Genomic DNA, 23,257 nt, shown 5'->3' with positions numbered 1-23,257 from the left:
TTAACTAATCGTGCGAAAGTGATCGCGGCAATGGCGTAAAGCCTGCGCGAGATAGCGGGCGACCATGCTTTCAGAGACGTCTAAACGCCGCGCAATTTCATGATGCGTGAGTAAATCACAGCGTGCCAGTAGCAGGGCGGTGCGAGGCTTTGGCGGTAATTGCAGCAATGCATAAACCAGTTGTCGTAAATGATCACGGTCTATAGCATAGGTTTCAGGTGTCGGTGCGCTATCTGCCACTGCTTGCAAAATCTCTTCGTCACTCAGGCAGGCCTGATGATGGCGGCGTTCTTTGCGCAGCAGGTCAATCGCAATATTATTGGCGACACGCATAATGAAGGCACGATGATCGCGCACTTCATAGGCATGTGTTTCAATTTTTGATAGACGCAGCCATGTTTCCTGCAAAGCGTCCTCGGCCAGCTCATGAGAGCTGGTGCGCTTTTTCAGCATGTCCCGCAAATATTTGAGCTGTCGCAAATATACGGACATCAATGCGTCAGGGCTGTCACTGGATTGAATGGTCATCGTGTGGTCTGTCGTGCGATTCAGTCGGATTTACAAATACTATACAAATTTACTCAAGTTTAATAGCGGGAAAATTCGGTGATGTCTCGAGAACAATACTGACTGCGACAATGGCTAGTACTGCGCCGATGGCTATCCGGTTTACCGTGAGACCAGCTCTGTGATCAGGAAGGTGTATCGTTATCAAATTAAATTAGGAATGCGGCTGTGATTAGTTGTTGAATGATATTACTTATAATTTACAACCTATAATTGTTGCTTGGCATGTTGAGGATTTGGCGTATTTAGGGAGTTTTTTATGAATTCTTACTATTAAACAAGATTTTATAGAAACTGAAGATAAAAAAATAACATACCGAAATTAGAAATTGCTATTTCCGATAAAATTCGGTTGCAGATTATTTACAACCTATGGTAGTTATTTGTGCATTGATGCGTGAGGGTATTGTCTCGCATGCCGAGTGCTTGGTTTCAAATTTCCATATAAACATATTTTGACAGTAGGGGTGGGGAATGAATAATTTAAGCGCAGAAGCTGAAAATAACTACTCTGCAGCCGAAGAGAGTTTTTTATTTCACGAAAATCCGGCTGATCTAAAGAATAATCTCTCTGATACGTTCAAAAATTTAGTCATTCATCAAAATAAAATTGCATATATTGTTAGTTATAACGGTAAATTCAGTTATCGCCATGATCATTACACAGTGATCATCGTTTTGGCGGCGATTAAAGACTTGCACTGGTCTTTACAGGGTAAATTCGGCGAGAGTTTTGATGCGCCGGCCGGAACCGTGCTGATTGTGCCGCCACATACGGATTATACACTGCAATGGCCGATGGAAACGGATTATATTCAGCTGGCGTTGGATGATCATTTACTCCGTGAATTGAAGGATATAACCGGAAATTTATCGCTTTCTGAACTCTTTCCGCATCCCTCACGTTTGCCTAATCCCAAAGCACTGTTATTGGCCAATTTATTGCGTGCTGAATTGCTGAAAAATGCTCCGGTGAGCGCCGGATATCTTCAGGCTTTATTGTCCGTTTTAATGGTGCAGTTGGTTCAAAACCACTCTTTTTTAAGAACGGGCAGTGGTAAACAGGAAAATGGCGGGCTTTCTTATCAGGCATCACGTCGTATCGAAGCGTATTTACGTGAAAACTATATGCGTAAACTGTCAATTGCGAAAATGGCAGCTGTTTTGGGGGTGTCCGGCGGCCATTTCCTGACATCTTTTCGTGAAAGCTTTGGCCAGACACCGCATCAGTTTTTACTGATACTGCGTTTGAGTGCAGCAGAGGATATGTTGGTAAATACGGATATTTCATTGGCTGAAATCGCTGACAGGACAGGGTTTTCCAGTCAGAGCCATATGACAACTGCTTTAAAAAAATGCCGCACAACAACGCCAGGTGAATTACGCCGCAAGCGTCTGAGTACAGGTAAAAAATCCTGACAATTGACGTGCATTGATGAAGTGTGATGTTGCTCCTAGTGTTTTCCTGACCTCCTATTTCCCGCTTGATGGGGGCAGTGAGGCAAAATGTCAGTCACTTGAAAGTAAGTTGACAGATGCCTTAGTCATAGTGAAGATGATGTAATAAGAGATATATTTTGAAACGTTAAAATATACTCTTTTTACATGCAATATGCAGAAAAATAATCTGCATATTTTTTGAAATTATAATGAATTCAGATGCTTATCATATGTTGGCATCTGCATATACAGCATACGGAAATAGCATGATTTAGAATATATGACAGTTTAAGTGGGAGGAATAATTTATGCGCTTGAAATTCTTGTCCGGTGTCGCAACAGCGGCCGTTTTAGCCTGGACAGCAACCGCGCAGGCAGAGCTTCTCATGGGTGTGGGAGCACCGATGACCGGCCCGAATGCCACTTACGGGCAGCAGATTCTGAAGGGAGCAGATTCTGAAGGGAGCAGAAGCTGCAATTGCGGAAATTAATGCCAATGGCGGTATTAATGGTGAACAGGTAAAGATCGTCATCGGTGACGATGTTTCCGACCCGAAACAGGGTATTTCTGTTGCCAACAAGTTTGCTGCGGATGGCGTACAATTTGTCATCGGCCATTATAATTCCGGTGTTACTATTCCGGCATCAGATGTTTATGCCGAAAACGGTATTCTGATGATCAGCCCGGGTGCCACCAATCCTGCTTATACAGAAAAAGGTCTTTGGAATACGTTCCGTACATGCGGCCGTGATGACCAGCAGGGCATTGTTGCCGGTAATTATATCAATGATCATTTTAAAGACAAAAAAATCGCGGTCATTCACGATAAGACACCTTATGGTCAGGGGCTGGCGGATGCCACCAAGAAAACTTTCAATGATCTCGGCGTGAAAGAGGTTATGTATGAAGGGGTGAATACCGGTGAGAAGGATTTCTCGGCACTGATTACCAAGGCTAAAGCGGCCGGTATTGACGTACTCTATTGGGGAGGTGTGCATACAGAGGGCGGCTTGATTATCCGTCAGCTGGCAGATCAGGGTCTCAAGGTCACGTTTATCTCCGGTGATGCGATCGTCAATAATGAACTGGCTTCGATTGCCCGTGATGCGGTTGTCGGGACGCTCAACACATTCGGACCTGATCCGCGTGTTGATCCGGCCAATGCCGAGCTGGTGAAGAAGTTCCGCGACAGCGGTTTCGAGCCGGAAGCCTATACACTTTATTCCTATGCGGCAGCACAGTCTTTGGCTGCAGCTGCCAAGGCTGCCGGTTCTAACGACCCGCAGGAAGTCGCCAAGGCGATGAAGGAAAAAGGGCCGTTTAAAACTGCGCTTGGTGAGCTGGCATTTGATGAAAAAGGCGATGCCAAACTGCCGGGCTATGTGATGTATGAGTGGAAGAAAATGCCGGATGGCAGCTTCACTTATGAACAGCAGAAGCAGGGTGGCTAAACTTAGTTAGTATACAGCGTCATTGAAAATCCGCCATTTAACTGCAAATGGCGGATTTTCAATTTTAGTGGAGTTTTGAGGTGGCGATTGAAACTCTTGCTCATGTTGAGGAGTTTTTCATGTTTGTGGTGCTGAGTGCGCTCGGCAGCTTTCCACAAATTTCGCAGTTCCGGAAGGTTTTTAGCGCTTAATATTAAAATTAGCGAGCAACAGAACGGACTGGCCGCTTTTTAAAGCCATCTATAGTTCAGAGAATTTTTAAGAGGTGGCCATGCAAGTGACAGAGATATTGACGCATACACCTTGGTGGGTGTGGGTTTTGCTGGTATATCTTGTTTACGTCGGTGTTCGTCTTCTGTCGCCAACGACAGTCTCTCCCAAGGGGATGTTGTTGATGCCGTCTATTTTCCTGCTTTGGGGCATCTATGGAATTTTTAACAAGCTTGCTATGCCATGGACGGCGCTTTTAATCTTTGCTGTTGCATTGATTGTTGGCCTGTTGCTTGGAAGAATACTTATGGCAATGCAACAGCCTGCCATTTTCGACAGCGGCACCGGCATGGTTCAGCGTCCCGGCTCTGTGGTGCCCATCATCGTTATTTTGCTGAATTTCGGCTGTCTCTATGGCTTGAGTGTTTATGCGGCCTATCATCCGAATAGTTTGCAAGAGCTAAATTTCACAGCAATTTATAGTGTGGCCTCAGGTTTAACGAGTGGGTTTTTCTGGGGCATGTCCTTGGCAATCTTAATGAAAGCATTTGCCGGCTATGACATGCATCCTGCTGATTAAGTCCATTTTAGATTATTAATTCCTTATCCGGTCTGTTCATCTGACTGGCAAGCTGTTAATCACAGCTATCCGGAATATGATAACGGCTTTTTCCAATGACTTCGCCTGATAAAAATGGCGGCCGGCTTAAACGCACGGCAGACCGTCTTTTCGCGCCCTTACTGGCTGGCGCTACCTTTCGTTCCCGCCTGATTGCTTCTGTCGGTATTTTGCTTTGTGTGGCTTTTACCGGTATTGTCAGTGCGTGGCTTTATAATCATACAACGCATTATGCCTTTCTGATTGCGCCGGTAGGTGCATCGGCCATTTTGCTGTTTGTGGTGCCGTCCAGCCCTATGGCGCAGCCTTGGGCAATTATTGGCGGTAATACGATCTCCGCACTTGTCGGTGTTTTGGTCTACCAGTTTGTGAAAGAACCACTGCTGGCCGCAGGATTGGCAGTAGCGCTGTCTGTTCTGGCGATGTCGCTGGCGCGTGCGATGCATCCTCCGGGTGGGGCGATTGCGCTAACTGCAGTTATTGGCGGCCATACTGTTACAGAGGCAGGATTCCTGTTTCCCTTTGCACCTGTCGCATTGGATTCTGCGATTGTCGTATTGTTTGGCATCGCATTTCATAAAATTCTGCGCCGCCCTTATCCGCATGTAACACCGGTGGTAAACCAGCATCAGACACAGGATACGCCGACGCAGATGCGTGGCGGCCCGACTTCTGCGGATATTGATGCGGCTTTGTCTGAAATGCAGGAGAGCTTTGATATTACCCGCGAAGATCTGGAAGTTCTGCTACGCCAGATCGAAATGCAGACGGTGATGCGTAATAATGCATCGGGTAAAGCGGGGCCTGATTGCAATTCTATCATGTCGCGCCATGTGGTGTCGGTTAAAGCAGCTGATACGGATGATTATGCGCGGTCTTTGTTGCTGAAGCATAATATTCGCTCGCTGCCAGTTGTGGATGATACCAATAAATTGCTGGGTACGGTGGGCTTGCGTGAGTTGTTGAAGGGTAAAGGTGCAGTCGAAACACTGATGATTGTGCCGCCGGTTGCCCGACCGCAGGATCCGGCACTGAGTCTTTTGCCGGTGCTGACCAATGGCCGTTCCCATGCTGTTATTATCACGGATACGGATAATCAGGTGGTTGGTCTGATCTCTCAAACCGACTTGCTTGCAGCGCTTGCCCGTCTGGTGCAAACGGCTCTATCAGTGGAAAAGACGTTATAAGATAATACAAAGTTGATTTAGTTTCTCAACTTACCTATAGCATAAGGCGATAAGATGTGTTCAGAAATGGCACATCTGCTGTTCAGCGTGAAAATGGTTGAGCGCACCATGCTATCAGGGAGTGAGCATATATGACACAAGATCAAGCCCCTCAGGTTCCGACACCGCCAATGGGACGCCCGCAATTGCGCCAGTGGGAACTGACAGTAACGGCAGTGGCTGATGCGCCGGTTAATATGCGTCGTGTGACTTTTACCGCGCCTGATATTGCAGAATTTACCTATCGTCCGGGACAGGCCATCGTAATGATGCTGCCAACTGCTGACAGTGAATTTGGCCGCCGCGATTATACAATCCGCAGCTTTGACAAGGACAAAGGTCTGCTGGCTGTTGATTTCTTCATGCATGGCGATGCCAATAATCTGACACCAGGGCCTGCTTTTGCCCGTGATGCCAAGATCGGCGACAAAATCAATGTGCGTGGCCCGCGCGGCGGTGCGTCTTTCCGTGAGGATGCAGACTGGCATCTGATCACCGGTGACGAATGCTGCCTGCCTGCGATTGTCCATATTCTGGAGACTATGCCTGCCAAAGCGCAGATGCATGTGCTGGTCGAAGTGGACAATATCGATTCAGAAATCGCGCTGAATGATATTCGTGAAGGTCTGACCGCAACGCAGATTACATGGCTGCATCGTGGTGAGCTGAAAGCAGGTCCAAATGACTTTATGGCAGACGCTGTCGGTCGTTTTATGCTTCCGCATGGTCGTGGCCATGCCATCCTGATCGGTGAAACAAGCAATGTGCGCAAACAGCGCCAGAATTTGATTTCGCGCGGTCTGACCCGTGAGCAGATTGCGTCTGAAGGTTACTGGCGTCCGGGCCGTATCGGCGGCCATGACCACGTTGAAGACTGATAATCGAGACGATTCAAATTGAATTGAAATATTCAGGTGAAAAGGAAATAAGATGAAACGCATGACAGGACTTTTCGCAAGCATCGCTGCCGGTGCCATTCTGTTTGCAGGCGCAGCTCTTGCCGGTGAAGTCACCGTAAAACATGCACAGGGTGAAACCAAACTGCCGGATGTTCCGCAGAAAGTGATCACCTTTGATCTTTCATCCCTTGATACGCTGGACACGCTGGGCGTTAAAGTGGCCGGTGTTCCGACCATCAAAATGCAGGATTATTTGAGCAAATATGCTGCTGATGACTACATCAAGGTCGGTACATTGTTTGAACCGGATTATGAGGCGGTAAACGCTGCCCAGCCGGATCTGATCATTGTTGGTGGTCGTTCTGCTGCCAAATATGCTGAGCTGGCCAAGATTGCACCAACCATTGATCTGACAGCGGATGCTGCAAATTTTGTGAAAAGCTCGGAAGACAATATCCGCACGCTGGCCAATATCTTCGGCAAAGACAAAGAAGCTGAAGATGCTCTGACCAAGCTGAACGCTAAAAAGGACGAACTGAAAACACTGACTGCCAAATCCGGTACCGGTCTTCTCATCCTGACAACCGGCGGTAAAATGAGTGCCTATGGTCCGGGCTCCCGTTTTGGTGTGCTGTATGGCGAATTCGGTGTGAAACCTGCTGCGGATGATATCAAGCCGGGCGGTCATGGTCAGCCGATCTCATTCGAATATATTCTCGAGAAAAATCCGGACTGGCTCTATGTTATCGATCGTGATGCAGCGATTGGCCGTGAAGGCGTTGCCGCTGAAAAATTCCTCGATAATGCAGTGATTGCCCAGACCAATGCGTGGAAAAACAAGCAGGTTATCTATCTGGACGGCTCTGCATGGTATCTCAATGCCAGTGGTCTGACCTCGATGGAAAAAATCGTTGATCAGCTGATCGCCGGTCTCAAAAAATAAACTGAAAGGCAAATATCCGGCAAAATGCGTGATCTTAACGGATAAGCGGAGTAAATATGTCGTGTTTTGACTTTACCCCGCCGGTTCTTTCAGGTTAAAGCATCCGGATTGTCTGCAAGACTCTTGAAAAGGCAGCAATGCATTGTCACTGCTGCCTTTTTATTATGCTTGTATTGTGTCCACCGCTGATCGCTTATGCAGCTATGTCTGTGAAGTGAAACGCTTAAAACGGTTGCTGTCCTTGTGAAGTTGATTGCTGCCACATGCCTGCTGATCGTTCTTGCGCTGATAAGCTTGTTTATCGGTGTGAGTGATGTGTCTTTGCAAAGTCTGTTTGGTGATGAAACCGCTCGGCGCGCGCAATTCGTTCTGGTGGAAACCCGTATTCCGCGCACCCTTGCACTGATCCTTGCCGGTGCGGGCATGGCTGTTTCCGGTACAATCATGCAGATTTTGGCGCGCAACCGTTTTGTTGAGCCTTCAACTGCCGGCACGGTGGATTCAGCTTCTCTTGGTATTCTGACAGTTATGATTTTGGCGCCGGGCTTGCCGGTTTTCGGCAAAATGCTGGTGGCGACAAGTTTTGCACTGGCCGGTACTGCGCTGTTTATGCTGATTTTGCGTCAAATTCCGCTGCGTTCGCCGGTGATTGTGCCGCTTGTCGGGATTATGCTTGGCGGGGTGATCTCCGCAATTACCACATTCTTCGCCTATCGTTTTGATTTGCTGCAGTCGATGGGCGCATGGACGACCGGCGATTTTTCCGCCGTGCTGCGTGGCCGTTATGAGCTATTGTGGCTGTCTTTCGGTCTGACGGTAGCAGCCTATATTGCCGCTGACCGGTTTACCGTTGCCGGTATGGGCGAGGCGTTTACGACCAATCTCGGTTTGAATTACCGCCGTGTGATGACGCTGGGTCTGACAATCGTTGCTATGGTCACGGCCTGCGTGGTGACAACCGTGGGCATTGTGCCATTCCTTGGGCTGATTGTGCCGAATGTGGTGAGCATGGTGATGGGCGACAGTATGCGCCGCTCACTTCCGTGGATTGCCTTGCTTGGTGCCGGTCTGGTGCTGATCTGCGATATGATCGGACGCACAATTAATGCGCCTTATGAAATTCCGGTCGGTACAATTCTTGGCGTGCTGGGCAGTGCCTTCTTCCTGTATCTCGTTTTAAGGAAGTCCGCCCGTGGTGCATGAAACAATCTATCCGGTGCGCAGTGAAAGCACATTGCCGGTTGAAAATCCGGCCAACCGCCGCAGCGCGTTGAAAAGACTGGCATTGCTCGCACTGCTTGCGTTGATTGCGATGGCAGGCTTTATGACGATTGGCGCTAAGGGCAGCTGGAGCTTTGTGCTGCCGTTTCGCGGCACCAAGCTTGCCGCGATGATTTTGGTTGCCTATTCCATCGCCTTGTCGACGATCCTGTTTCAGACCATCACCAATAACCGGATTTTGACGCCCTCGATCATGGGTTTCGATGCGCTCTATGCGCTGTTGCAAACGGTGCTGGTTTTCGCGCTCGGTGCTCATGCCGTTTCTATGGCCAATCCGAAACTGATGTTTCTGGTCGAAATCGTGCTGATGATGGGCTTTTCCGGTCTGCTTTATCGCTGGCTGTTTGCCGGTGAGGGGCGCTCGCTGCATCTTTTGATGCTGGTGGGGATTATCTTCGGTGTGTTTTTCCGTTCCGGTACCGGATTTATGCAGCGCATTATCGATCCGAATGATTTTGTGGTGCTGCAAGACAGGCTATTTGCATCTTTCAATACGATAGACAGCCAGTTGCTGGGCTTGTCGACTGCGATTGTCGCTGTGGTCTCTGTGATCGCATGGCGCATTGGTCATCGTTTTGACATTCTGTCTTTGGGGCGTGAGACAGCAATTGGTCTTGGTATCAATTACAAGCGCACAACAATGATCATTCTGATGATGGTTGCAGTGCTGGTTTCTGTGTCAACGGCTTTGGTTGGTCCCGTTACATTTTTCGGTCTGCTGGTGGCTAATCTGGCTTATATGATCATGCCGGTGACGCGTCACCGCTATACTATTCCTGCCGCTGCACTGCTGGCTGTGATCGCTTTGGTTGGTGGGCAGCTTATTCTTGAGCGTGTGTTTGCCTTTAATACCGCCTTGGGCATTGTGATTGAATTTGTCGGCGGCCTGTTCTTTATTCTGATGCTGGTACGAGGAGTTGCCCGATGATTGAGGTCAAAGCCGTCAGTAAAACCTATGGCGAAACTCTGGTGGTCAATAATGTCTCGCTGACATTGCCATCGGGCGGCATCACGTCGATTATTGGCCCTAACGGTGCCGGTAAATCCACATTGCTGTCGATGATCAGCCGTCTTATTCCGACGGATCAGGGGCAGGTGCTGGTCGATAATATGGATGTGGCACGCACTGCCGGAGATGTGCTGGCAAAACGCCTGTCGATCCTGCGGCAGGAAAACCACATGACTGCGCGTCTGACCGTGCGTGATCTGGTGACCTTCGGCCGTTATCCATATAGCAAAGGCAGGCCAACCGCAGAAGACGCGCAATTCGTAGCACGGTCTATTCAATATCTGAATTTGAGCGATCTTGCCGACCGTTTTCTGGATGAGTTGTCCGGTGGTCAGCGCCAGCGTGCCTATGTGGCGATGGTGCTGTGTCAGGATACGGATTACACGCTGTTTGACGAACCGCTGAATAATCTCGACATGAAACACTCGGTCGAGATGATGAAGCTATTGCGCAAGGCGGCGGATGATCTGGGCAAGACGGTTGTTGTCGTGCTGCATGATATTAATTTCGCGTCCTGCTATTCAGACCATATTGTTGCAATGCTGAACGGTAAATTGTTTTGTCAGGGCACACCGGAAGAGATTGTCTGCCCTGTGGTGCTGGAATCCATCTATGGCACAGTGTTTAAAGTGCAGGATGTCGAAGGCAAACGTATCGCTACCTATTTCATGTAAAAGCTGCGCCGCTTCTCAATTGATAAAAAGCGGCGCACTTTCTGTTATTTGTTTACCTGTGCAATCCAGTCATTGAGATTGTAATAATTGCTGATGCGGGCAACTTTGCCGTCGCGAAGTTCAAAAAATGCACCGGCAGGCAGCACATATTTCTGGCCTTTTGCTTCCGGCAAGCCTTCGTCTGTGGCTATATATTCACCATTTACGATAAATTCCGCTGCGCCGCGTGTGCCTTCCGCATTGGCCATGATCACCATTTCGGTGAGATTTTCCTTATAGGAACGGTTCATATGCGCCATGAAAGAGCGGAAATGCTCTTTACCCTGATGGCGCTCGCCCTGATTAATGTCATGCACGACTTCATCATGCAGAAGGCTGATAAAAGTCTCCATATCCTGCGCATTAAAAGCATCATAATAGGCGCGGATAATTTGTGTCGCAGTCACTGAAGCGGTCATGGCAATGTCTCCCGAATATTTGCTGATCCTTCTTACGCCTTGTACGTTCAAAGGAAAGGCGTAAATGCGCAGGGAAATGGCACTTTTGCGTAAATCTCTGCCGTAACCAGTCCTGTTCTTTTCAGTGTGATCGCTTATAGAGAAGGGGAGCTGGAGGATAGTGTATGACTGTCAGAATTGAGACCTATTCAGGCCGCGCGATCGCGCCTTATATTGATGATCTGGCACGGTTGCGCATTCAGGTTTTTCGCGATTTTCCTTATCTTTATGACGGGGAAATGGATTACGAAGCCAATTACATTGCGACTTATGCGCAGTCTCCTGACAGTCTCTTTGTGCTGGCGATTGATGGTTTTGATGTCATTGGCGCATCTACCGGTATTCCGATGCGCGATGAAACACCGGCGTTCAAAGCGCCCTTTATCGGGCTTGGTTATGATCCGGCTAAGATCTTTTATTTCGGGGAATCTGTGTTGTTACCCGCCTATCGCGGCACCGGTCTTGGTGTGCGCTTTTTTGAAGAGCGCGAAAACTATGCGCGTCAAAACGGTGCGTTTACGACCTGTTGTTTTTGCGCGGTGGAGCGCCCGCAGGATCATCCGCTGCGACCGGCAGACTATCAGCCGCTGGACAGCTTCTGGAATAAGCGCGGTTTCTTCCATCGGCCGGAATTACGCACACAGTATAGCTGGCGTGATGTGGGAGATGTTCATGAAACCGATAAGCCAATGTCATTCTGGGTGAAGGAACTGAGCTGATGCTGCATCTTGCTTCTTGCCAATATGTGATTGAGTTGATTGAGGCCTGGGATGCCTATGAGCAACACCTGCGAGCACTTTGTGCCGATGCCGTTGCTCAAGGGGCGCAGGTGCTGCTGTTGCCGGAATATGCGGGGCTTGTGCTGTCCGGCCAGTTAGAGCCGGCGGTTCGCAGTGACCTGCACGGTTCTATTTCCGGCATTCAGCCGCTTATCCCGCGTTGGCTGGAACTTTGTGAGGCGATTGCCCGTGAGCATGAGATTGTCTTGCAACCCGGCAGTGCACCGGTGCTTGATCCGGATGGCAAATATCGCAATCGCGCATGGCTGTTCGGGCCGGATGGTCTGATCGGGCATCAGGACAAAATCATCATGACCCGTTTTGAGCGCGAGCAATGGGGTATCAGCGGCGGTGTTGAAGATGTGCATTGTTTTGAAACTGCATTTGGCAGGATCGGGATTCTGATCTGCTATGATAATGAGTTTCCGATGCTGTCACGCCGTCTGAGTGATCAGGGGGCAGAGCTGATTTTAGCACCAAGTTGCACAGATACGCTGGCGGGCTATTATCGCGTGCGTATCGGCGCGCAGGCGCGGGCGCTGGAAAACCAGTTTGCCGTGTTAGTTTCCCCGACAGCAGGAGAGGCTTTGTGGTCACCGGCGCTGGATGAAAACAGTGGCCGCGCCGCACTCTATGTGCCGTCGGATTATGGAATGCCGCCAAGCGGTGTTTTTGCTGAGAGCGAAACGGATACAACAGCGGTTAGCTGCTGGATGCATTGCAGCATTGATCTGGCGCAGGTTCGTCGCTTGCGGGAGCAGGGGCAGGTGTTTACCCACCGCGACTGGCCGGAGCAGTTTATCGACCGCGACTGATTTGAGCAGTTTGTTGACTCCGACTGGCCGGAGCAGTTTACAAAATGACCGGCTGAAAACTGGCCTTGTGTGTTGCTCGTATTTAAATCGTCATATTAAGCCCCTATATAAGGGGAGAAACTATGAACGGCGTGGTGAGAAGCAGAATTTGTATAGCAACTGTGTAAATTTATAAAATCAGTTTCGGTTTTGAAGATTATGCAGTAAAGAAGAGGCACCGCAGCCAGACGAATTTTGTCTCGCGGATTCCTGCCCGCAGGATGATCTTTCCCCGCCACAATGCGTAACTGTAACGGACCGGACAAACGAATTGACGACAAATACCCCGTATTACCTCATCGATAAAAGCAAACTTCTGCCTAATCTGGAAAAGATTAAATATGTGCGTGAACAATCCGGCGCGAAATCGTTGCTGGCTTTGAAATGTTTCGCTACATGGTCTGTGTTTGATCTGATGAGCGAATATATGGATGGCACAACATCGTCTTCGCTTTATGAAGTTCGTCTGGGCAAAGAAAAATTTCCGGGTGAAACCCATGCTTATAGCGTGGCCTATGCGGATGATGAAATTGAAGATGTGCTGAAAAACAGCGACAAAATCATCTTTAACTCTATCGGCCAGCTGACCCGTTTTGATGAAGCATCAAAAAACCATATCCGTGGTCTGCGTGTAAATCCGCAGGTTTCCACATCGGACTTTACACTGGCCGATCCTGCGCGCCCGTTCAGCCGTCTTGGTGAATGGGATGCCACGAAGATCGAAGCTGTGATGGATAAAGTCTCCGGCTTTATGTTCCACAATAATTGTGAGAACGACAAATTTGAGCGTTTCGATGAGATGCTCGGCATTATCGAAGAGCGCTTCGGCCATCTGATTGCGCGTGTGAAATGGGTCAGCCTTGGCGGCGGTATCCACTTTACCGGTGATAATTATCCGCTGGATAAGTTCTGCGCACGTCTTAAAGCTTTCTCCGAGAAATATGGTGTACAGATTTATCTGGAGCCAGGTGAAGCAGCGATTACCAAATCCGCGACGCTGGAAGTGACCGTGCTTGATACGCTGTTCAACGGCAAAAATCTCGCCATCGTCGACAGCTCGATTGAAGCCCATATGCTTGATCTGCTGATTTATCGTCAGACCGCGAAAATGGAACCGAATACCGGTGATCATGAAATCATGATCTGCGGCAAATCCTGCCTTGCCGGTGATATTTTCGGCGAATTCCGTTTTGAAAAACCGTTGCAGATCGGTGACCGCCTTTCCATTCAGGATGTGGCCGGTTACACAATGGTCAAGAAAAACTGGTTTAACGGCGTTAAAATGCCATCCATCGTTGTCCGTCAGCTCGACGGAACTGAAGAGCTTGTCAAAGAGTTTACCTTTGACGATTTTGCTGCCGCCCTTTCCTGAGGCAGATACTATAACAATGCAACCGATGCGCTTTGTGCAGAGCAATCTGTTCAGGGCGTATCATTGATTAGTGCATAATTCTCATCAGAAAATCCTGAGATTATGCCGAAAAGGCTACTATGGAGCGTACCGCGTGAAATGAAAAAAAATGTCCTGATTATTGGTGCCGGAGGCGTGGCGCAGGTTGTGGCGCATAAATGTGCGCAGAACAACGATGTTCTGGGTGATATTCACATTGCTTCGCGAACAAAATCTAAGTGCGATGATATGATCGCCAGTGTTCGTGAAAAGAAAAGTATGAAGGTTGAGGGCGTTTTAGAAGCCCATGCACTGGATGCTTTGGATATTGAAGCCACGAAGGCACTGATTTCCAAGACAAATTCACAGATCGTGATCAATGTCGGATCGCCTTTCATCAATATGTCTGTGCTGCAGGCCTGTATTGATACCGGTGTGGCTTACATGGATACCGCTATCCATGAAGAACCGAACAAGATTTGTGAGACCCCGCCGTGGTACGCAAACTATGAGTGGAAGCGCCGTGAAATCTGCGCTGAAAAAGGCATTACCGCTATTCTCGGCATCGGCTTCGATCCGGGTGTTGTGAACGCCTATGCCCGACTGGCTCAGGACGAGTATTTCGATAAGATTACCGATATTGATATCATTGATATCAATGCGGGTTCGCATGGCCGTTGGTTCTCCACCAACTTTGATCCGGAAATCAATTTCCGTGAATTCACCGGGCGCGTTTATTCGTGGCAGAAGGGTGAATGGCAGGTCAATAAGATGTTTGAAGTCGGCAAGGAATATGATCTTCCTGTCGTCGGTAAACAGAAAGCTTATATGACCGGTCATGATGAAGTGCACTCACTGGCACGCAACATCGAAGGCGCGGATGTGCGCTTCTGGATGGGCTTCGGTGATCATTACATCAACGTCTTTACCGTGCTGAATAATCTCGGACTGCTGTCTGAACAGCCGGTGAAAACCGCTGAAGGTCTGGAAGTTATTCCGCTGAAAGTGGTGAAAGCTGTGTTGCCGGATCCGTCATCATTGGCACCGGATTACACCGGTAAAACCTGTATCGGTGATCTGGTTAAGGGCAGCAAAGACGGCAAAGACCGTGAAGTCTTCATTTATAACGTGGCAGACCACAAGGATGCCTATAATGAAGTTGGCTCACAGGGTATTTCCTACACTGCCGGTGTGCCGCCGGTAGCGGCTGCTATGCTGGTTGCGACCGGCGAGTGGGATGCCAAGACAATGGTCAATGTTGAAGAACTTGATCCGCGTCCGTTCCTCGCTCAGATGAGCAAGATCGGTCTGACCACATGGATCCGTGACGAGCAGGGCGAACGTCAGATTTTCTGATAATAGCTGTTTTCGTTTTAAGATCAGGCTCAGGGGCGCAAGCTCCTGAGCTTTTTTATTGTGCTGGATCACAGATAGTTTACTATCGCGCAATATCTGCAGATGATCTGAGAAAGATAGAGCATGAGATTTTCCGGCCTTACACGCTTACAACGCCTGATCGCACCGCTTGCGGCGCTTTTGTTTCTTTCGGCCTGTACTGTTGCCGTTGATGAGGGAGGGCCGCATCATCGTCCGCCGGTACGACCGGACAGGCCGCAAATGTGTACGATGGAATATATGCCGGTTTGTGGTGAGCGTAATGGCAACAGCCGGACATTCGGCAATAGCTGTCATGCGCGTGCTGAGGGTTATCGCATTGTCAATAGAGGCGAATGCCGTGTTTCGCAGCCGCGTCCGCCGCAATGGCAGCATCGTCCGGATCGGCCGAATGGCAACTGGGGACATAACCGTCCGCAAACAGCTTGTACGCGTGAATATGCACCGGTCTGTGCGACCAGCCGCGGTCGCAGCCAGACATTTCCGAATGCCTGTGTCGCGCGTAATGCCGGCTTTAGTAATATGAGAAACGGCGCCTGCCGTTAACATAGTCCTTACGGCTTCTGTTCTATAGAGATTTTCAGGCTGCGATATGTATAGCTGTCGCAGCCTTTAAATTTTGGGTGGAATAAATGAATGGCTTGCATGAAATAAAGCGCCTGCTGAGATATTCAGCCATCCGTATGGGGCTGGAAGCAATATCTTTGCTACGCCTCGACAAGCTGTTGCCTTCCGCTGCGCAGAACGGACTGATTTTTACGCTGCATCATGTGCGCCCAAATACGAGCCCGCAGAAATTTGAGCCCAATGCCATTCTCTCAATTACGCCTGAGTTTTTGGAAGAGGCAATTCAGCAAGTCTTAAAAGCAGGGATGCTGCCTGTCCATGTGCATGATCTGCCCGAATTGCTGCGAAATAATCCCGAAAACAAACGCTATGTTTGTTTTACGCTGGATGATGGTTATCGCAACAATGCGGATTATGCATCTCCGATTTTTCGGCGCTATAATATCCCTTATACAATCTACATTACCTCAGGCTTTGCCGAGCGCAGTCATATTCTATGGTGGGAAGTGGTCGAACAGCTCCTGCGGCAGCAGGAGAACCTGACCTTCGATTTCGGTGCGGGAGAAATGAACCTTCCGCTCAGAACGACACTGCAGAAGCAAGCCGCTTTCGCGCGTTTTGCGCAATATGTGGATGTCCGGCCTGAGGATGACGCTGTGCACCAGATCGCAAAGCTGGCGCTGAGCTACGGGCTTGATCCGTTGCGTATCACCCGTGAGCTGACGATGGATCTTGCGGCATTACGGGCATTGCAAAAACGCGATGGTGCTTTGGTGCATTTTGGCGCCCATTCGGTCAGCCATATTAATCTTAGCCGTATTGATGATCAGCGTATAAGACAAGAGATAGAAGTATCGGCAGATTGGCTGAAAACTAGTCTTGCAGAAGCGCCCTTATCCTTTGCCTATCCTTACGGATGGAAGACGGCAGTGAGTAAAAATACATTTTCTCAGGCGTATGATTCTGGCTTTTCAATTGCCGTTACTACCCAGCCAGCTATGTTGAAGCCTGCTGTTTTAAGCCATCCGCAATCGTTTCCGCGTGTATCTTTGAACGGATATTTCCAAAAACAACGCTATATCAGGGCGCTGATTTCCGGTATCCCATTCATAAACATATGATAATTTAGAAATAGCCACATTATGAATATTTGTGATGCAGGCGATCAAAATTATAAATTTAATTAAACAGAATTTTGCAGTTAAGTTTTATACACAAGAGCAAATAAATATAAGTTTGCTTTTCAGGATCCCAATTGGGTTGCCATGAGAGTTCATACGGGGGCATGATTTCATGGCGTCGCCGACTGTCTGTCTAGTGCAGACAATCGGCGACGATATTCCTGAAATTTCTTCCAAGAATATCATTCGCCATACCTTATATTTACATTTCAATGCGTTTGCCGTCTTTGTCGAAGCAATGAATGGCAGATTGACTTGCACTGATCTTAAGCTTCTCTCCGGTAGTAATCTGGCTGCGACCGGCAACACTGAAAATGATTGCAGTGTCATCAGCCAGACGGGCATGAACATAGCTTTCAGCGCCAACCAGCTCAACCGCATCAACAGTGACATCGGTTGTGAAAGTGGCGCTTTGCTCGCCGATGGTGAAACCTTCAGGACGGATACCGATGGTCGCTGTTTCCGCAGGAATTTTTGCGCTGAGCTGCTGCATCCATGGCGCATCTTTACAAGACAACAGGTTCATGGATGGCGAGCCGATAAAGGTTGCAACGAAAGTTGTCGCAGGTTTTTCATAAAGCTCAATCGGTGTGCCGACCTGCTCAATATGACCGGCATTCAGTACCACCAGACGATCCGCGAGTGTCATTGCTTCCATCTGATCATGGGTCACATAAACACTGGTCACACCCAATGAGCGCTGCAGGCGCTTGATTTCCACACGCATATGCACGCGCAATTTGGCATCAAGGTTGGAGAGCGGTTCGTCAAACAGGAAGGCTGCCGGTTCACGCACAATCGCACGCCCCATGGCAACGCGCTGGCGCTGGCCACCGGAAAGCTGACGTGGTTTGCGTTCCAGAAACTGTTCAATTTCCAGTGCTTTCGCAGCCTTGGCGATGCGCTGTTCGATCTCGGCTTTCGGCGTATTGCGGTTCTTCAGACCGTAGGCCAGATTTTGGCGCACAGTCATATGCGGATAGAGCGCATAATTCTGGAACACCATCGCAATATCGCGCTCTGCCGGTTCCAGTTCATTCACCACGCGGTCAGCAATCGAGACGGTGCCGGAAGTAATGCTTTCGAGACCGGCGATCATGCGCAGCAAAGTGGATTTACCGCAGCCGGAAGGCCCGACCAGAACGACCAGTTCACCGTCGGCGATTTCCAGCGAGATGCCTTTAATGGTCTCGACATTGCCGCCATAGACTTTTTTTACATTATCAAGAGAAATACGAGCCATTATTTTTCCGTTTCAACAAGACCTTTGACGAACCATCGCTGCATCAGAACCACGACGATGATCGGAGGGATGATCGCAAGGATCGTTGTCACCATTACAAAATGCCATGGTGTTGCGGCGTCGGCGAAATCCACCATTTTACGCAAAGCGATGATGATTGTGTTCATCTTTGCATCATTGGTGACCAGCAGAGGCCAGAGATATTGTGTCCAGCCGAAGATGAACAGGATAACAAAAAGTGCTGCAATATTGGTTTTGGACAATGGCAGAAGAATGTCTTTCATAAAGCGCCACGGCCCTGCATTATCAATGCGTGCGGCTTCCACAAGTTCGCCCGGAATAGTCAGGAAGAACTGGCGGAACAGGAAGGTCGCTGTTGCCGAAGCCATCAATGGCAAGGTCAGACCGGCATAGGTATCAATCATGCCCAGATCGACGATAACCTTATAGGTCGGCAGAATACGCACTTCCACCGGCAGCATCAGCGTGATGAAGATCATCCAGAAGAACACCATGCGGAAGCGGAAATTGAAAAACACAATCGCAAAAGCCGAGGTGAAAGAAATGATGATTTTACCGATGGCAATTGCCAGCGCCACGACAGTGGAGTTGAACAGCAGACGTTCAAGGCTCACACCAACGGTGCGTTCCACACCGCCGCTCAGAGCATCGCGGTAGTTTTCAATAAAGTGGTCACCTGGCAGCAGCGAAATCGGAGGGCGGAGAATTTCCGCCGACGTCATGGTTGAGGCCACAAATGTATAATAAATCGGAAAGGCAACAATGATGATGCCGATTATCAGCGCCAGATGGCTGATTGCGATAGTAACGGGATTACGTTCAATCATTGTCTGACCTCAGGAATAATGCACGCGCTTTTCAACAAAGCGGAACTGGAACGCCGTAAGGGCAATAACGATCACCATCAGGATCACAGACTGTGCTGCTGATGAGCCGAGGTTAAGATTGACGAAGCCGTCATTATACACTTTGTAGACCAGTGTTTCCGTGGCTTTGGCAGGACCACCGCCGGTTACCGCATGAATAATACCGAACGTATCGAAGAACGCATAAACCGTGTTCACAACCAGCAGGAAGAAAGTGGTCGGAGCGAGCAACGGGAAGGTGATCGACCAGAACCGCTTCATACCGCGTGCACCGTCAATCGCTGCTGCTTCCAACAGAGATTTCGGAATAGCTTGCAGACCGGCAACAAAGAACAGGAAATTATAGCTGATCTGCTTCCATGATGCGGCAAAGACCACCAGTGCCATTGCCTGATCGCCTTTCAGCAGCGGATCCCAGTCAAAACCGGCATTGCGTAGCAGATAGGCGAGGGTACCCATTGCAGGCGAGAACATGAACAGCCACAAAATACCGGCAATCGCTGGTGCGACGGCATAAGGCCAGATCAGCAATGTGCGGTAGAGGTTTTTGCTTCGCACGACTTTTTCTGCGGCTGTTGCCAGAAACAGCGCAACAGCCATCGACAGTACAGCCGTGGCAATACTGAAGAAAATCGTAATCTGGAACGAGTGCAGATAATTCGGATCAGCAAACAGGGCAGAGAAATTTTTCAAACCGACAAAGGTGCTGCGCAGACCAAACGGATCTTCGCGCATCGTCGACTGATAAATCGCCTGACTGGCCGGCCAGAAAAAGAAAACAAAAGTGAGTATGAGCTGCGGTGCAACTAATAAATAGGGTAGCACCTTGTTGGGAAAGACAACACGCTGCACAAAGATCTCCTTCAAATTGCAGTGCCGCACACCGAAAAGGCGCATAAAAGGCACGGCAAGTTTTTGAAATGCTGCACAGTTCCTGTTGTAATGGACAGGCAGAGACTGTGCTGGTCAGTCAGAGCACTTTCAGTTGAAATTAAAACACTGAAAGCTCTCTGCCTCTTGGATTCTGCACATCCTGTTGCGAAAACAGATTGGTCGTTTCCGCGATGCGCTCTGGCATATAAGCCAATCCTCAAAAGCATTCTGAAGATGGGTTTATATGCAGTATGAAGAAAGCCACGCGCCCCTCACGGGACACGCGGCCTTTATGAATTAGCGGTTTGCTGCTTCAGCAATCGCTGCATTGCCACGCTCTACAGCGTTTTTCAGTGCGGTTTTCGCATCCTGTTTACCGGCCAGCATCGCTTCATATTCTTCGTTGAGAATATCACGAACCTGCGGCAGGTTTACCAGACGAACGCCCTTGGAATTGGCTGTTGGCTCTTTGCCCATCATCTGCAGGATCGGCGTTTCACGACCCGGGTTCTTGTCATAGAAACCTGATTTTTTGGTTTCTTCATAAGCCGCCAGTGTTACCGGCAGGTAGCCGGAAACCTGATGCAGACGAGCCTGAATGTCTGTCTGCGACAGGAAATTGAAGAACTGGGCAATACCCTTATATTCTTCGTCGCTCTTGCCTGCGAAGACCCAGAGGCTGGCGCCACCCGGAATGGTGTTCTGCGGACGACCTTCGCCTTCATAATAAGGCAGCTGGCCGATACCATAGTTCAGGCCGGATTTAACCACGTCGCCCAGGCCACCCGAAGATTCTGTCAGCATTGCGCATTCACCGGATGTGAAGAGCTGTTTGGCTTCGGATGTGCGGCCGCCGTAACGGAATGCACCATCTTTAGCGAGGTCTGCGAGACCCTGAAAATGCTGTTCAAACAGCGGAGCATTGATTTCGAGTTTCACATCGAGACCTGCAAGGCCGTTTTCATTGGTGCCGTATGGTACGTTGTTCCATGCAGCGAAGTTTTCAGTCTGAATCCATGTCAGCCATGTGGAGGTAAAGCCACAATTTGCAGCGCCACTGGTTTTAATTTTGCGGGCAGCTTCAAAAACTTCAGGCCATGTCTTTGGCGCTACTTCCGGATCGAGACCGGCTTTTTTGAAAGCATCTTTGTTGTAGTAAAGGATTGGTGAAGAAGAATTATACGGGAAAGACAGCATTGTGCCGTCCGGCTTCGAATAATAAGCGGTGATACCGGCAAGGTATTTCGCTTTATCGAATTTGAAACCACCTTTTTCCAGCACATCTGCAACCGGCAGAACTGCACCTTCAGCGCCCATCATCACGCCGCTACCGGCATCGAAAACCTGCAGAATGGCAGGAGCCTGCTTGGAACGGAATGCAGCAATACCGGCATTCAGTGTTTCAGGATAGCTGCCTTTATAGACAGGAACGATTTTGAATTCGCTCTGGCTTTCATTGAATTCCTTGGAGAGCTGTTCAACAACTTCGTTGTTAGAACCGGCCATACCGTGCCACCATTGCAGCTCAGTCACTGCAAATGCGTTGGATGCAAATGCGACGGACATGGTGAGTGCCGCTACTGAAACAGTCATCAGACGTTTGGACATGACTTCTCCCTGAAGTTCAATGAAACGAAACACCGGAATAAACAGTTGTCTTGTGACTTCTGTTGAGTACGGCGGTTCTGTGGTTGTCAAAGGCTCTTTCGTTTTAGCGCATATAACATTTAATACGAAAGAGAAAAGCACAATTACGAAAGCTATTCACGCATAATTCTATGCTGAAGCTCATTTTGGCGAAGAGTCTGGCACAAAACAAGCGATAATAAAATTACGTGCCATAAAATGCATGATTTCAAAAATATGCCGTTTGCCGGGTGATTCTGCCGAGAAATTTGAGGACGAAGCCGTAATACAGGCAGAAAAAAAGCCGGACTAAAAAGCCCGGCTGAATTTAAGAAGGCATTTAGATGCCTTCGAGGGGAACACTTGCAGCGCGAAATGGGAGGAAGCGCGCCAGCAAGTGAGCTTCATATGGAGCAAGGTTCAAAGAAGTTCAAGATGCTGAACACAGTTTTTTTGACCAAAGCGTAAAATAATTTAGGATAAACCGTGCTGGCAGGCGTGAAATTCAACCGCGCCTTGCCTGCATGATACCGGCAATGACCACCAAACCACCGCAAATTTGCCAGATGCTGAGTGGTTCCGAGAGCAAAATCCACGCCAGAATAGCGGCAACAACGGGCTGTATCAGCAGCGTCAGAGAAGAAAACGCCACCGGCAGCCATGCAATCGCGAAAGTGATCAGGCTTTGCCCTGCGGCCTGTGTCATCCAGGCCAGAGCGCAGACAATAAACCAGCCAAACAAAGTCAGCGGAAAATATTGTGTTTCAAAAATCAGTGCGAGCGGCAGAATTGTCAGGGTTGCGCTGATGGTTGTGCAGAGCATGATAGTGGAAGTGGAAAAACGGCGGCGCGTGAAACCGAGCATCAGAATATAGGCTGCGTATAAGATCGCCGCGATAAGGGCGACAGCGTCACCCTTCAGGCTGCTATGGCCGGACAGATCGGGGCCACCCTTCAAAATCAGCACTCCGACAATGGCCAAGGCCAGCCCGCTGACAAAAATTTTGCTGATTTTTTGCTTGAGAAACAGCCAACCGCCCAGTGCCACAAAAATCGGGGACAGGTTTACAATCAAAGTGGAATTGGCAACCGATGTCATTGTCAGCGAGATATGCCAAACAACCAGTTCCAAGCCAATCAGAATGCCCGGCACGGCAAGGATAGCAATATCAGCTAGTGAGTTGGGCTTTACCTGATCCGCACCATGTTTCATGCGGTTGTTCAGGATCAGCATCGGGATAACAGCCAATGCCAAACGCCAGAAAGCCGTAACAATCGGGCCGGTTTCCGCAAAACGCACCAGAATAGGGGAGCAGCTGATCAGCAAGCCGCCGAGTAAAAGTGCAATAATAGCTTTACGCTGGGTTTCAGGCGTATTTTGCAGCAGGCCGGATGTATTGGCGGTGGCGGCTTCTGGGATTGTTTTGTTCATTGTGTACCTGCCGCCTGCTAAAGCAGCCTTATATATGAGAAACGCAGCTATTTTGCTGCGGGTATAGTAACAAGCAGTTTAGAAAAATTGATCTGCTGCCTGCGACAGGCGATGTTCTTCAGACGCGGATTTCGCCGGATGCAGATATTCTGTATCTCTGATATATATCAAAGCGGATTGATAAAAAAGCGCGTCTTTTAAGAGACGCGCTTT

At 49.1% G+C, this 23,257-nt stretch carries 21 protein-coding genes and 1 pseudogene; 15 read left to right on the top strand and 7 right to left on the bottom strand.

What is annotated here, in order from left to right:
• Window positions 1–528 carry an RNA polymerase sigma factor gene (locus DFR47_RS10700; protein WP_113944389.1) on the bottom strand — a complete coding sequence of 176 codons (528 nt, stop codon included), beginning with the start codon at window positions 526–528 and terminating at the stop codon, window positions 1–3.
• Window positions 529–1,041: 513 nt separating this feature from the next.
• Here DFR47_RS10700 and DFR47_RS10695 point away from each other — a divergent pair.
• The 9 genes and pseudogenes from DFR47_RS10695 to DFR47_RS10655 all read left to right on the top strand — a co-directional run bounded on the left by DFR47_RS10695 (window position 1,042) and on the right by DFR47_RS10655 (window position 10,320).
• Window positions 1,042–1,986 (top strand): helix-turn-helix domain-containing protein, encoded by a 945-nt coding sequence (locus tag DFR47_RS10695; protein WP_113944388.1) that lies wholly within the window; start codon window positions 1,042–1,044, stop codon window positions 1,984–1,986.
• Between the two features lie 329 nt (window positions 1,987–2,315).
• A pseudogene (locus DFR47_RS10690) lies at window positions 2,316–3,459 on the top strand (branched-chain amino acid ABC transporter substrate-binding protein).
• 271 nt (window positions 3,460–3,730) lie between these two features.
• Window positions 3,731–4,249, top strand: a complete 519-nt coding sequence (locus DFR47_RS10685; protein WP_147245533.1) for a DUF6622 family protein — start codon at window positions 3,731–3,733, stop codon at window positions 4,247–4,249.
• Between the two features lie 95 nt (window positions 4,250–4,344).
• Complete coding sequence (locus DFR47_RS10680; protein WP_113944386.1) at window positions 4,345–5,475, top strand: HPP family protein; 1,131 nt, start codon at window positions 4,345–4,347, stop codon at window positions 5,473–5,475.
• Window positions 5,476–5,606: 131 nt separating this feature from the next.
• Window positions 5,607–6,392 carry a siderophore-interacting protein gene (locus DFR47_RS10675; RefSeq protein ID WP_113944385.1) on the top strand — a complete coding sequence of 262 codons (786 nt, stop codon included), beginning with the start codon at window positions 5,607–5,609 and terminating at the stop codon, window positions 6,390–6,392.
• Window positions 6,393–6,453: 61 nt separating this feature from the next.
• Window positions 6,454–7,356, top strand: a complete 903-nt coding sequence (locus DFR47_RS10670) for a siderophore ABC transporter substrate-binding protein (protein ID WP_245416541.1) — start codon at window positions 6,454–6,456, stop codon at window positions 7,354–7,356.
• A gap of 243 nt (window positions 7,357–7,599) precedes the next feature.
• Window positions 7,600–8,559: an ABC transporter permease gene (locus DFR47_RS10665; protein WP_113944383.1), complete on the top strand. Its 960-nt coding sequence runs from the start codon at window positions 7,600–7,602 to the stop codon at window positions 8,557–8,559.
• Window positions 8,560–8,668: 109 nt separating this feature from the next.
• On the top strand, window positions 8,669–9,565 hold the full coding sequence (locus DFR47_RS10660; protein ID WP_113944521.1) for an iron chelate uptake ABC transporter family permease subunit: 897 nt from the start codon (window positions 8,669–8,671) through the stop codon (window positions 9,563–9,565).
• Complete coding sequence (locus tag DFR47_RS10655) at window positions 9,562–10,320, top strand: iron ABC transporter ATP-binding protein (protein WP_113944382.1); 759 nt, start codon at window positions 9,562–9,564, stop codon at window positions 10,318–10,320. The genes DFR47_RS10660 and DFR47_RS10655 overlap by 4 nt, the downstream gene beginning before the upstream one ends.
• A gap of 44 nt (window positions 10,321–10,364) precedes the next feature.
• Here the strand turns inward: DFR47_RS10655 and DFR47_RS10650 are convergent, their stop codons facing one another.
• Window positions 10,365–10,766: a ketosteroid isomerase-related protein gene (locus tag DFR47_RS10650; RefSeq protein WP_113944520.1), complete on the bottom strand. Its 402-nt coding sequence runs from the start codon at window positions 10,764–10,766 to the stop codon at window positions 10,365–10,367.
• 176 nt (window positions 10,767–10,942) lie between these two features.
• Between DFR47_RS10650 and DFR47_RS10645 the strand changes: the two genes are divergently transcribed.
• The 6 genes from DFR47_RS10645 (at window position 10,943) to DFR47_RS10620 (ending at window position 16,923) form a co-directional block, all read left to right on the top strand.
• Window positions 10,943–11,536, top strand: coding sequence for a GNAT family N-acetyltransferase (locus DFR47_RS10645; RefSeq protein WP_113944381.1), 594 nt, complete (start codon window positions 10,943–10,945; stop codon window positions 11,534–11,536).
• Window positions 11,536–12,411 carry a carbon-nitrogen hydrolase family protein gene (locus tag DFR47_RS10640; RefSeq protein ID WP_113944380.1) on the top strand — a complete coding sequence of 292 codons (876 nt, stop codon included), beginning with the start codon at window positions 11,536–11,538 and terminating at the stop codon, window positions 12,409–12,411. The genes DFR47_RS10645 and DFR47_RS10640 overlap by 1 nt, the downstream gene beginning before the upstream one ends.
• Before the next feature lie 310 nt (window positions 12,412–12,721).
• A complete protein-coding gene (locus tag DFR47_RS10635; protein ID WP_113944379.1) occupies window positions 12,722–13,822 on the top strand; it encodes a carboxynorspermidine decarboxylase in 1,101 nt (366 codons plus the stop codon).
• A gap of 138 nt (window positions 13,823–13,960) precedes the next feature.
• Window positions 13,961–15,196 carry a saccharopine dehydrogenase family protein gene (locus DFR47_RS10630; protein ID WP_113944378.1) on the top strand — a complete coding sequence of 412 codons (1,236 nt, stop codon included), beginning with the start codon at window positions 13,961–13,963 and terminating at the stop codon, window positions 15,194–15,196.
• 123 nt (window positions 15,197–15,319) lie between these two features.
• Window positions 15,320–15,781, top strand: coding sequence for a Kazal-type serine protease inhibitor domain-containing protein (locus DFR47_RS10625; RefSeq protein ID WP_113944377.1), 462 nt, complete (start codon window positions 15,320–15,322; stop codon window positions 15,779–15,781).
• 86 nt (window positions 15,782–15,867) lie between these two features.
• Window positions 15,868–16,923 (top strand): polysaccharide deacetylase family protein, encoded by a 1,056-nt coding sequence (locus DFR47_RS10620; RefSeq protein ID WP_113944376.1) that lies wholly within the window; start codon window positions 15,868–15,870, stop codon window positions 16,921–16,923.
• Between the two features lie 262 nt (window positions 16,924–17,185).
• Here the strand turns inward: DFR47_RS10620 and DFR47_RS10615 are convergent, their stop codons facing one another.
• From DFR47_RS10615 to DFR47_RS10595, 5 genes are all read right to left on the bottom strand, one after another.
• Window positions 17,186–18,226 carry a sn-glycerol-3-phosphate import ATP-binding protein UgpC gene (locus tag DFR47_RS10615; protein WP_113944375.1) on the bottom strand — a complete coding sequence of 347 codons (1,041 nt, stop codon included), beginning with the start codon at window positions 18,224–18,226 and terminating at the stop codon, window positions 17,186–17,188.
• The gene (gene ugpE / locus DFR47_RS10610; protein ID WP_113944374.1) at window positions 18,226–19,074 is read right to left on the bottom strand and encodes a sn-glycerol-3-phosphate ABC transporter permease UgpE; all 849 of its coding nucleotides are present in this window, start codon (window positions 19,072–19,074) and stop codon (window positions 18,226–18,228) included. The genes DFR47_RS10615 and ugpE overlap by 1 nt, the downstream gene beginning before the upstream one ends.
• A 9-nt stretch (window positions 19,075–19,083) precedes the next feature.
• The gene (ugpA, locus tag DFR47_RS10605) at window positions 19,084–19,965 is read right to left on the bottom strand and encodes a sn-glycerol-3-phosphate ABC transporter permease UgpA (protein WP_113944519.1); all 882 of its coding nucleotides are present in this window, start codon (window positions 19,963–19,965) and stop codon (window positions 19,084–19,086) included.
• Window positions 19,966–20,283: 318 nt separating this feature from the next.
• Window positions 20,284–21,594: a sn-glycerol-3-phosphate ABC transporter substrate-binding protein UgpB gene (gene ugpB / locus DFR47_RS10600; RefSeq protein ID WP_113944373.1), complete on the bottom strand. Its 1,311-nt coding sequence runs from the start codon at window positions 21,592–21,594 to the stop codon at window positions 20,284–20,286.
• Between the two features lie 523 nt (window positions 21,595–22,117).
• Window positions 22,118–23,044, bottom strand: a complete 927-nt coding sequence (locus DFR47_RS10595; protein ID WP_113944372.1) for a DMT family transporter — start codon at window positions 23,042–23,044, stop codon at window positions 22,118–22,120.
• Between the last annotated feature and the right edge of the window lie 213 nt (window positions 23,045–23,257).

Origin of the sequence: Pseudochrobactrum asaccharolyticum, assembly GCF_003314995.1 — a bacterium.
In the GTDB taxonomy this organism is placed as follows: domain Bacteria; phylum Pseudomonadota; class Alphaproteobacteria; order Rhizobiales; family Rhizobiaceae; genus Pseudochrobactrum; species Pseudochrobactrum asaccharolyticum.
This window is presented reverse-complemented; position numbering and strand designations above follow the sequence as displayed.

Excerpts from the sequence above, each read along its gene's own strand:
- DFR47_RS10645 (WP_113944381.1), top strand. The coding sequence starts at position 10,943 with ATGACTGTCAGAATTGAGACCTATTCAGGCCGCGCGATCGCGCCTTAT.
- ugpE (WP_113944374.1), bottom strand. The coding sequence starts at position 19,074 with ATGATTGAACGTAATCCCGTTACTATCGCAATCAGCCATCTGGCGCTG.
- DFR47_RS10695 (WP_113944388.1), top strand. The coding sequence starts at position 1,042 with ATGAATAATTTAAGCGCAGAAGCTGAAAATAACTACTCTGCAGCCGAA.
- DFR47_RS10630 (WP_113944378.1), top strand. The coding sequence starts at position 13,961 with ATGAAAAAAAATGTCCTGATTATTGGTGCCGGAGGCGTGGCGCAGGTT.
- DFR47_RS10670 (WP_245416541.1), top strand. The coding sequence starts at position 6,454 with ATGACAGGACTTTTCGCAAGCATCGCTGCCGGTGCCATTCTGTTTGCA.
- DFR47_RS10675 (WP_113944385.1), top strand. The coding sequence starts at position 5,607 with ATGACACAAGATCAAGCCCCTCAGGTTCCGACACCGCCAATGGGACGC.
- DFR47_RS10640 (WP_113944380.1), top strand. The coding sequence starts at position 11,536 with ATGCTGCATCTTGCTTCTTGCCAATATGTGATTGAGTTGATTGAGGCC.
- DFR47_RS10680 (WP_113944386.1), top strand. The coding sequence starts at position 4,345 with ATGACTTCGCCTGATAAAAATGGCGGCCGGCTTAAACGCACGGCAGAC.
- DFR47_RS10625 (WP_113944377.1), top strand. The coding sequence starts at position 15,320 with ATGAGATTTTCCGGCCTTACACGCTTACAACGCCTGATCGCACCGCTT.
- DFR47_RS10700 (WP_113944389.1), bottom strand. The coding sequence starts at position 528 with ATGACCATTCAATCCAGTGACAGCCCTGACGCATTGATGTCCGTATAT.
- ugpB (WP_113944373.1), bottom strand. The coding sequence starts at position 21,594 with ATGTCCAAACGTCTGATGACTGTTTCAGTAGCGGCACTCACCATGTCC.
- DFR47_RS10655 (WP_113944382.1), top strand. The coding sequence starts at position 9,562 with ATGATTGAGGTCAAAGCCGTCAGTAAAACCTATGGCGAAACTCTGGTG.
- DFR47_RS10620 (WP_113944376.1), top strand. The coding sequence starts at position 15,868 with ATGAATGGCTTGCATGAAATAAAGCGCCTGCTGAGATATTCAGCCATC.
- DFR47_RS10595 (WP_113944372.1), bottom strand. The coding sequence starts at position 23,044 with ATGAACAAAACAATCCCAGAAGCCGCCACCGCCAATACATCCGGCCTG.
- DFR47_RS10660 (WP_113944521.1), top strand. The coding sequence starts at position 8,669 with ATGGCAGGCTTTATGACGATTGGCGCTAAGGGCAGCTGGAGCTTTGTG.
- DFR47_RS10615 (WP_113944375.1), bottom strand. The coding sequence starts at position 18,226 with ATGGCTCGTATTTCTCTTGATAATGTAAAAAAAGTCTATGGCGGCAAT.
- DFR47_RS10685 (WP_147245533.1), top strand. The coding sequence starts at position 3,731 with ATGCAAGTGACAGAGATATTGACGCATACACCTTGGTGGGTGTGGGTT.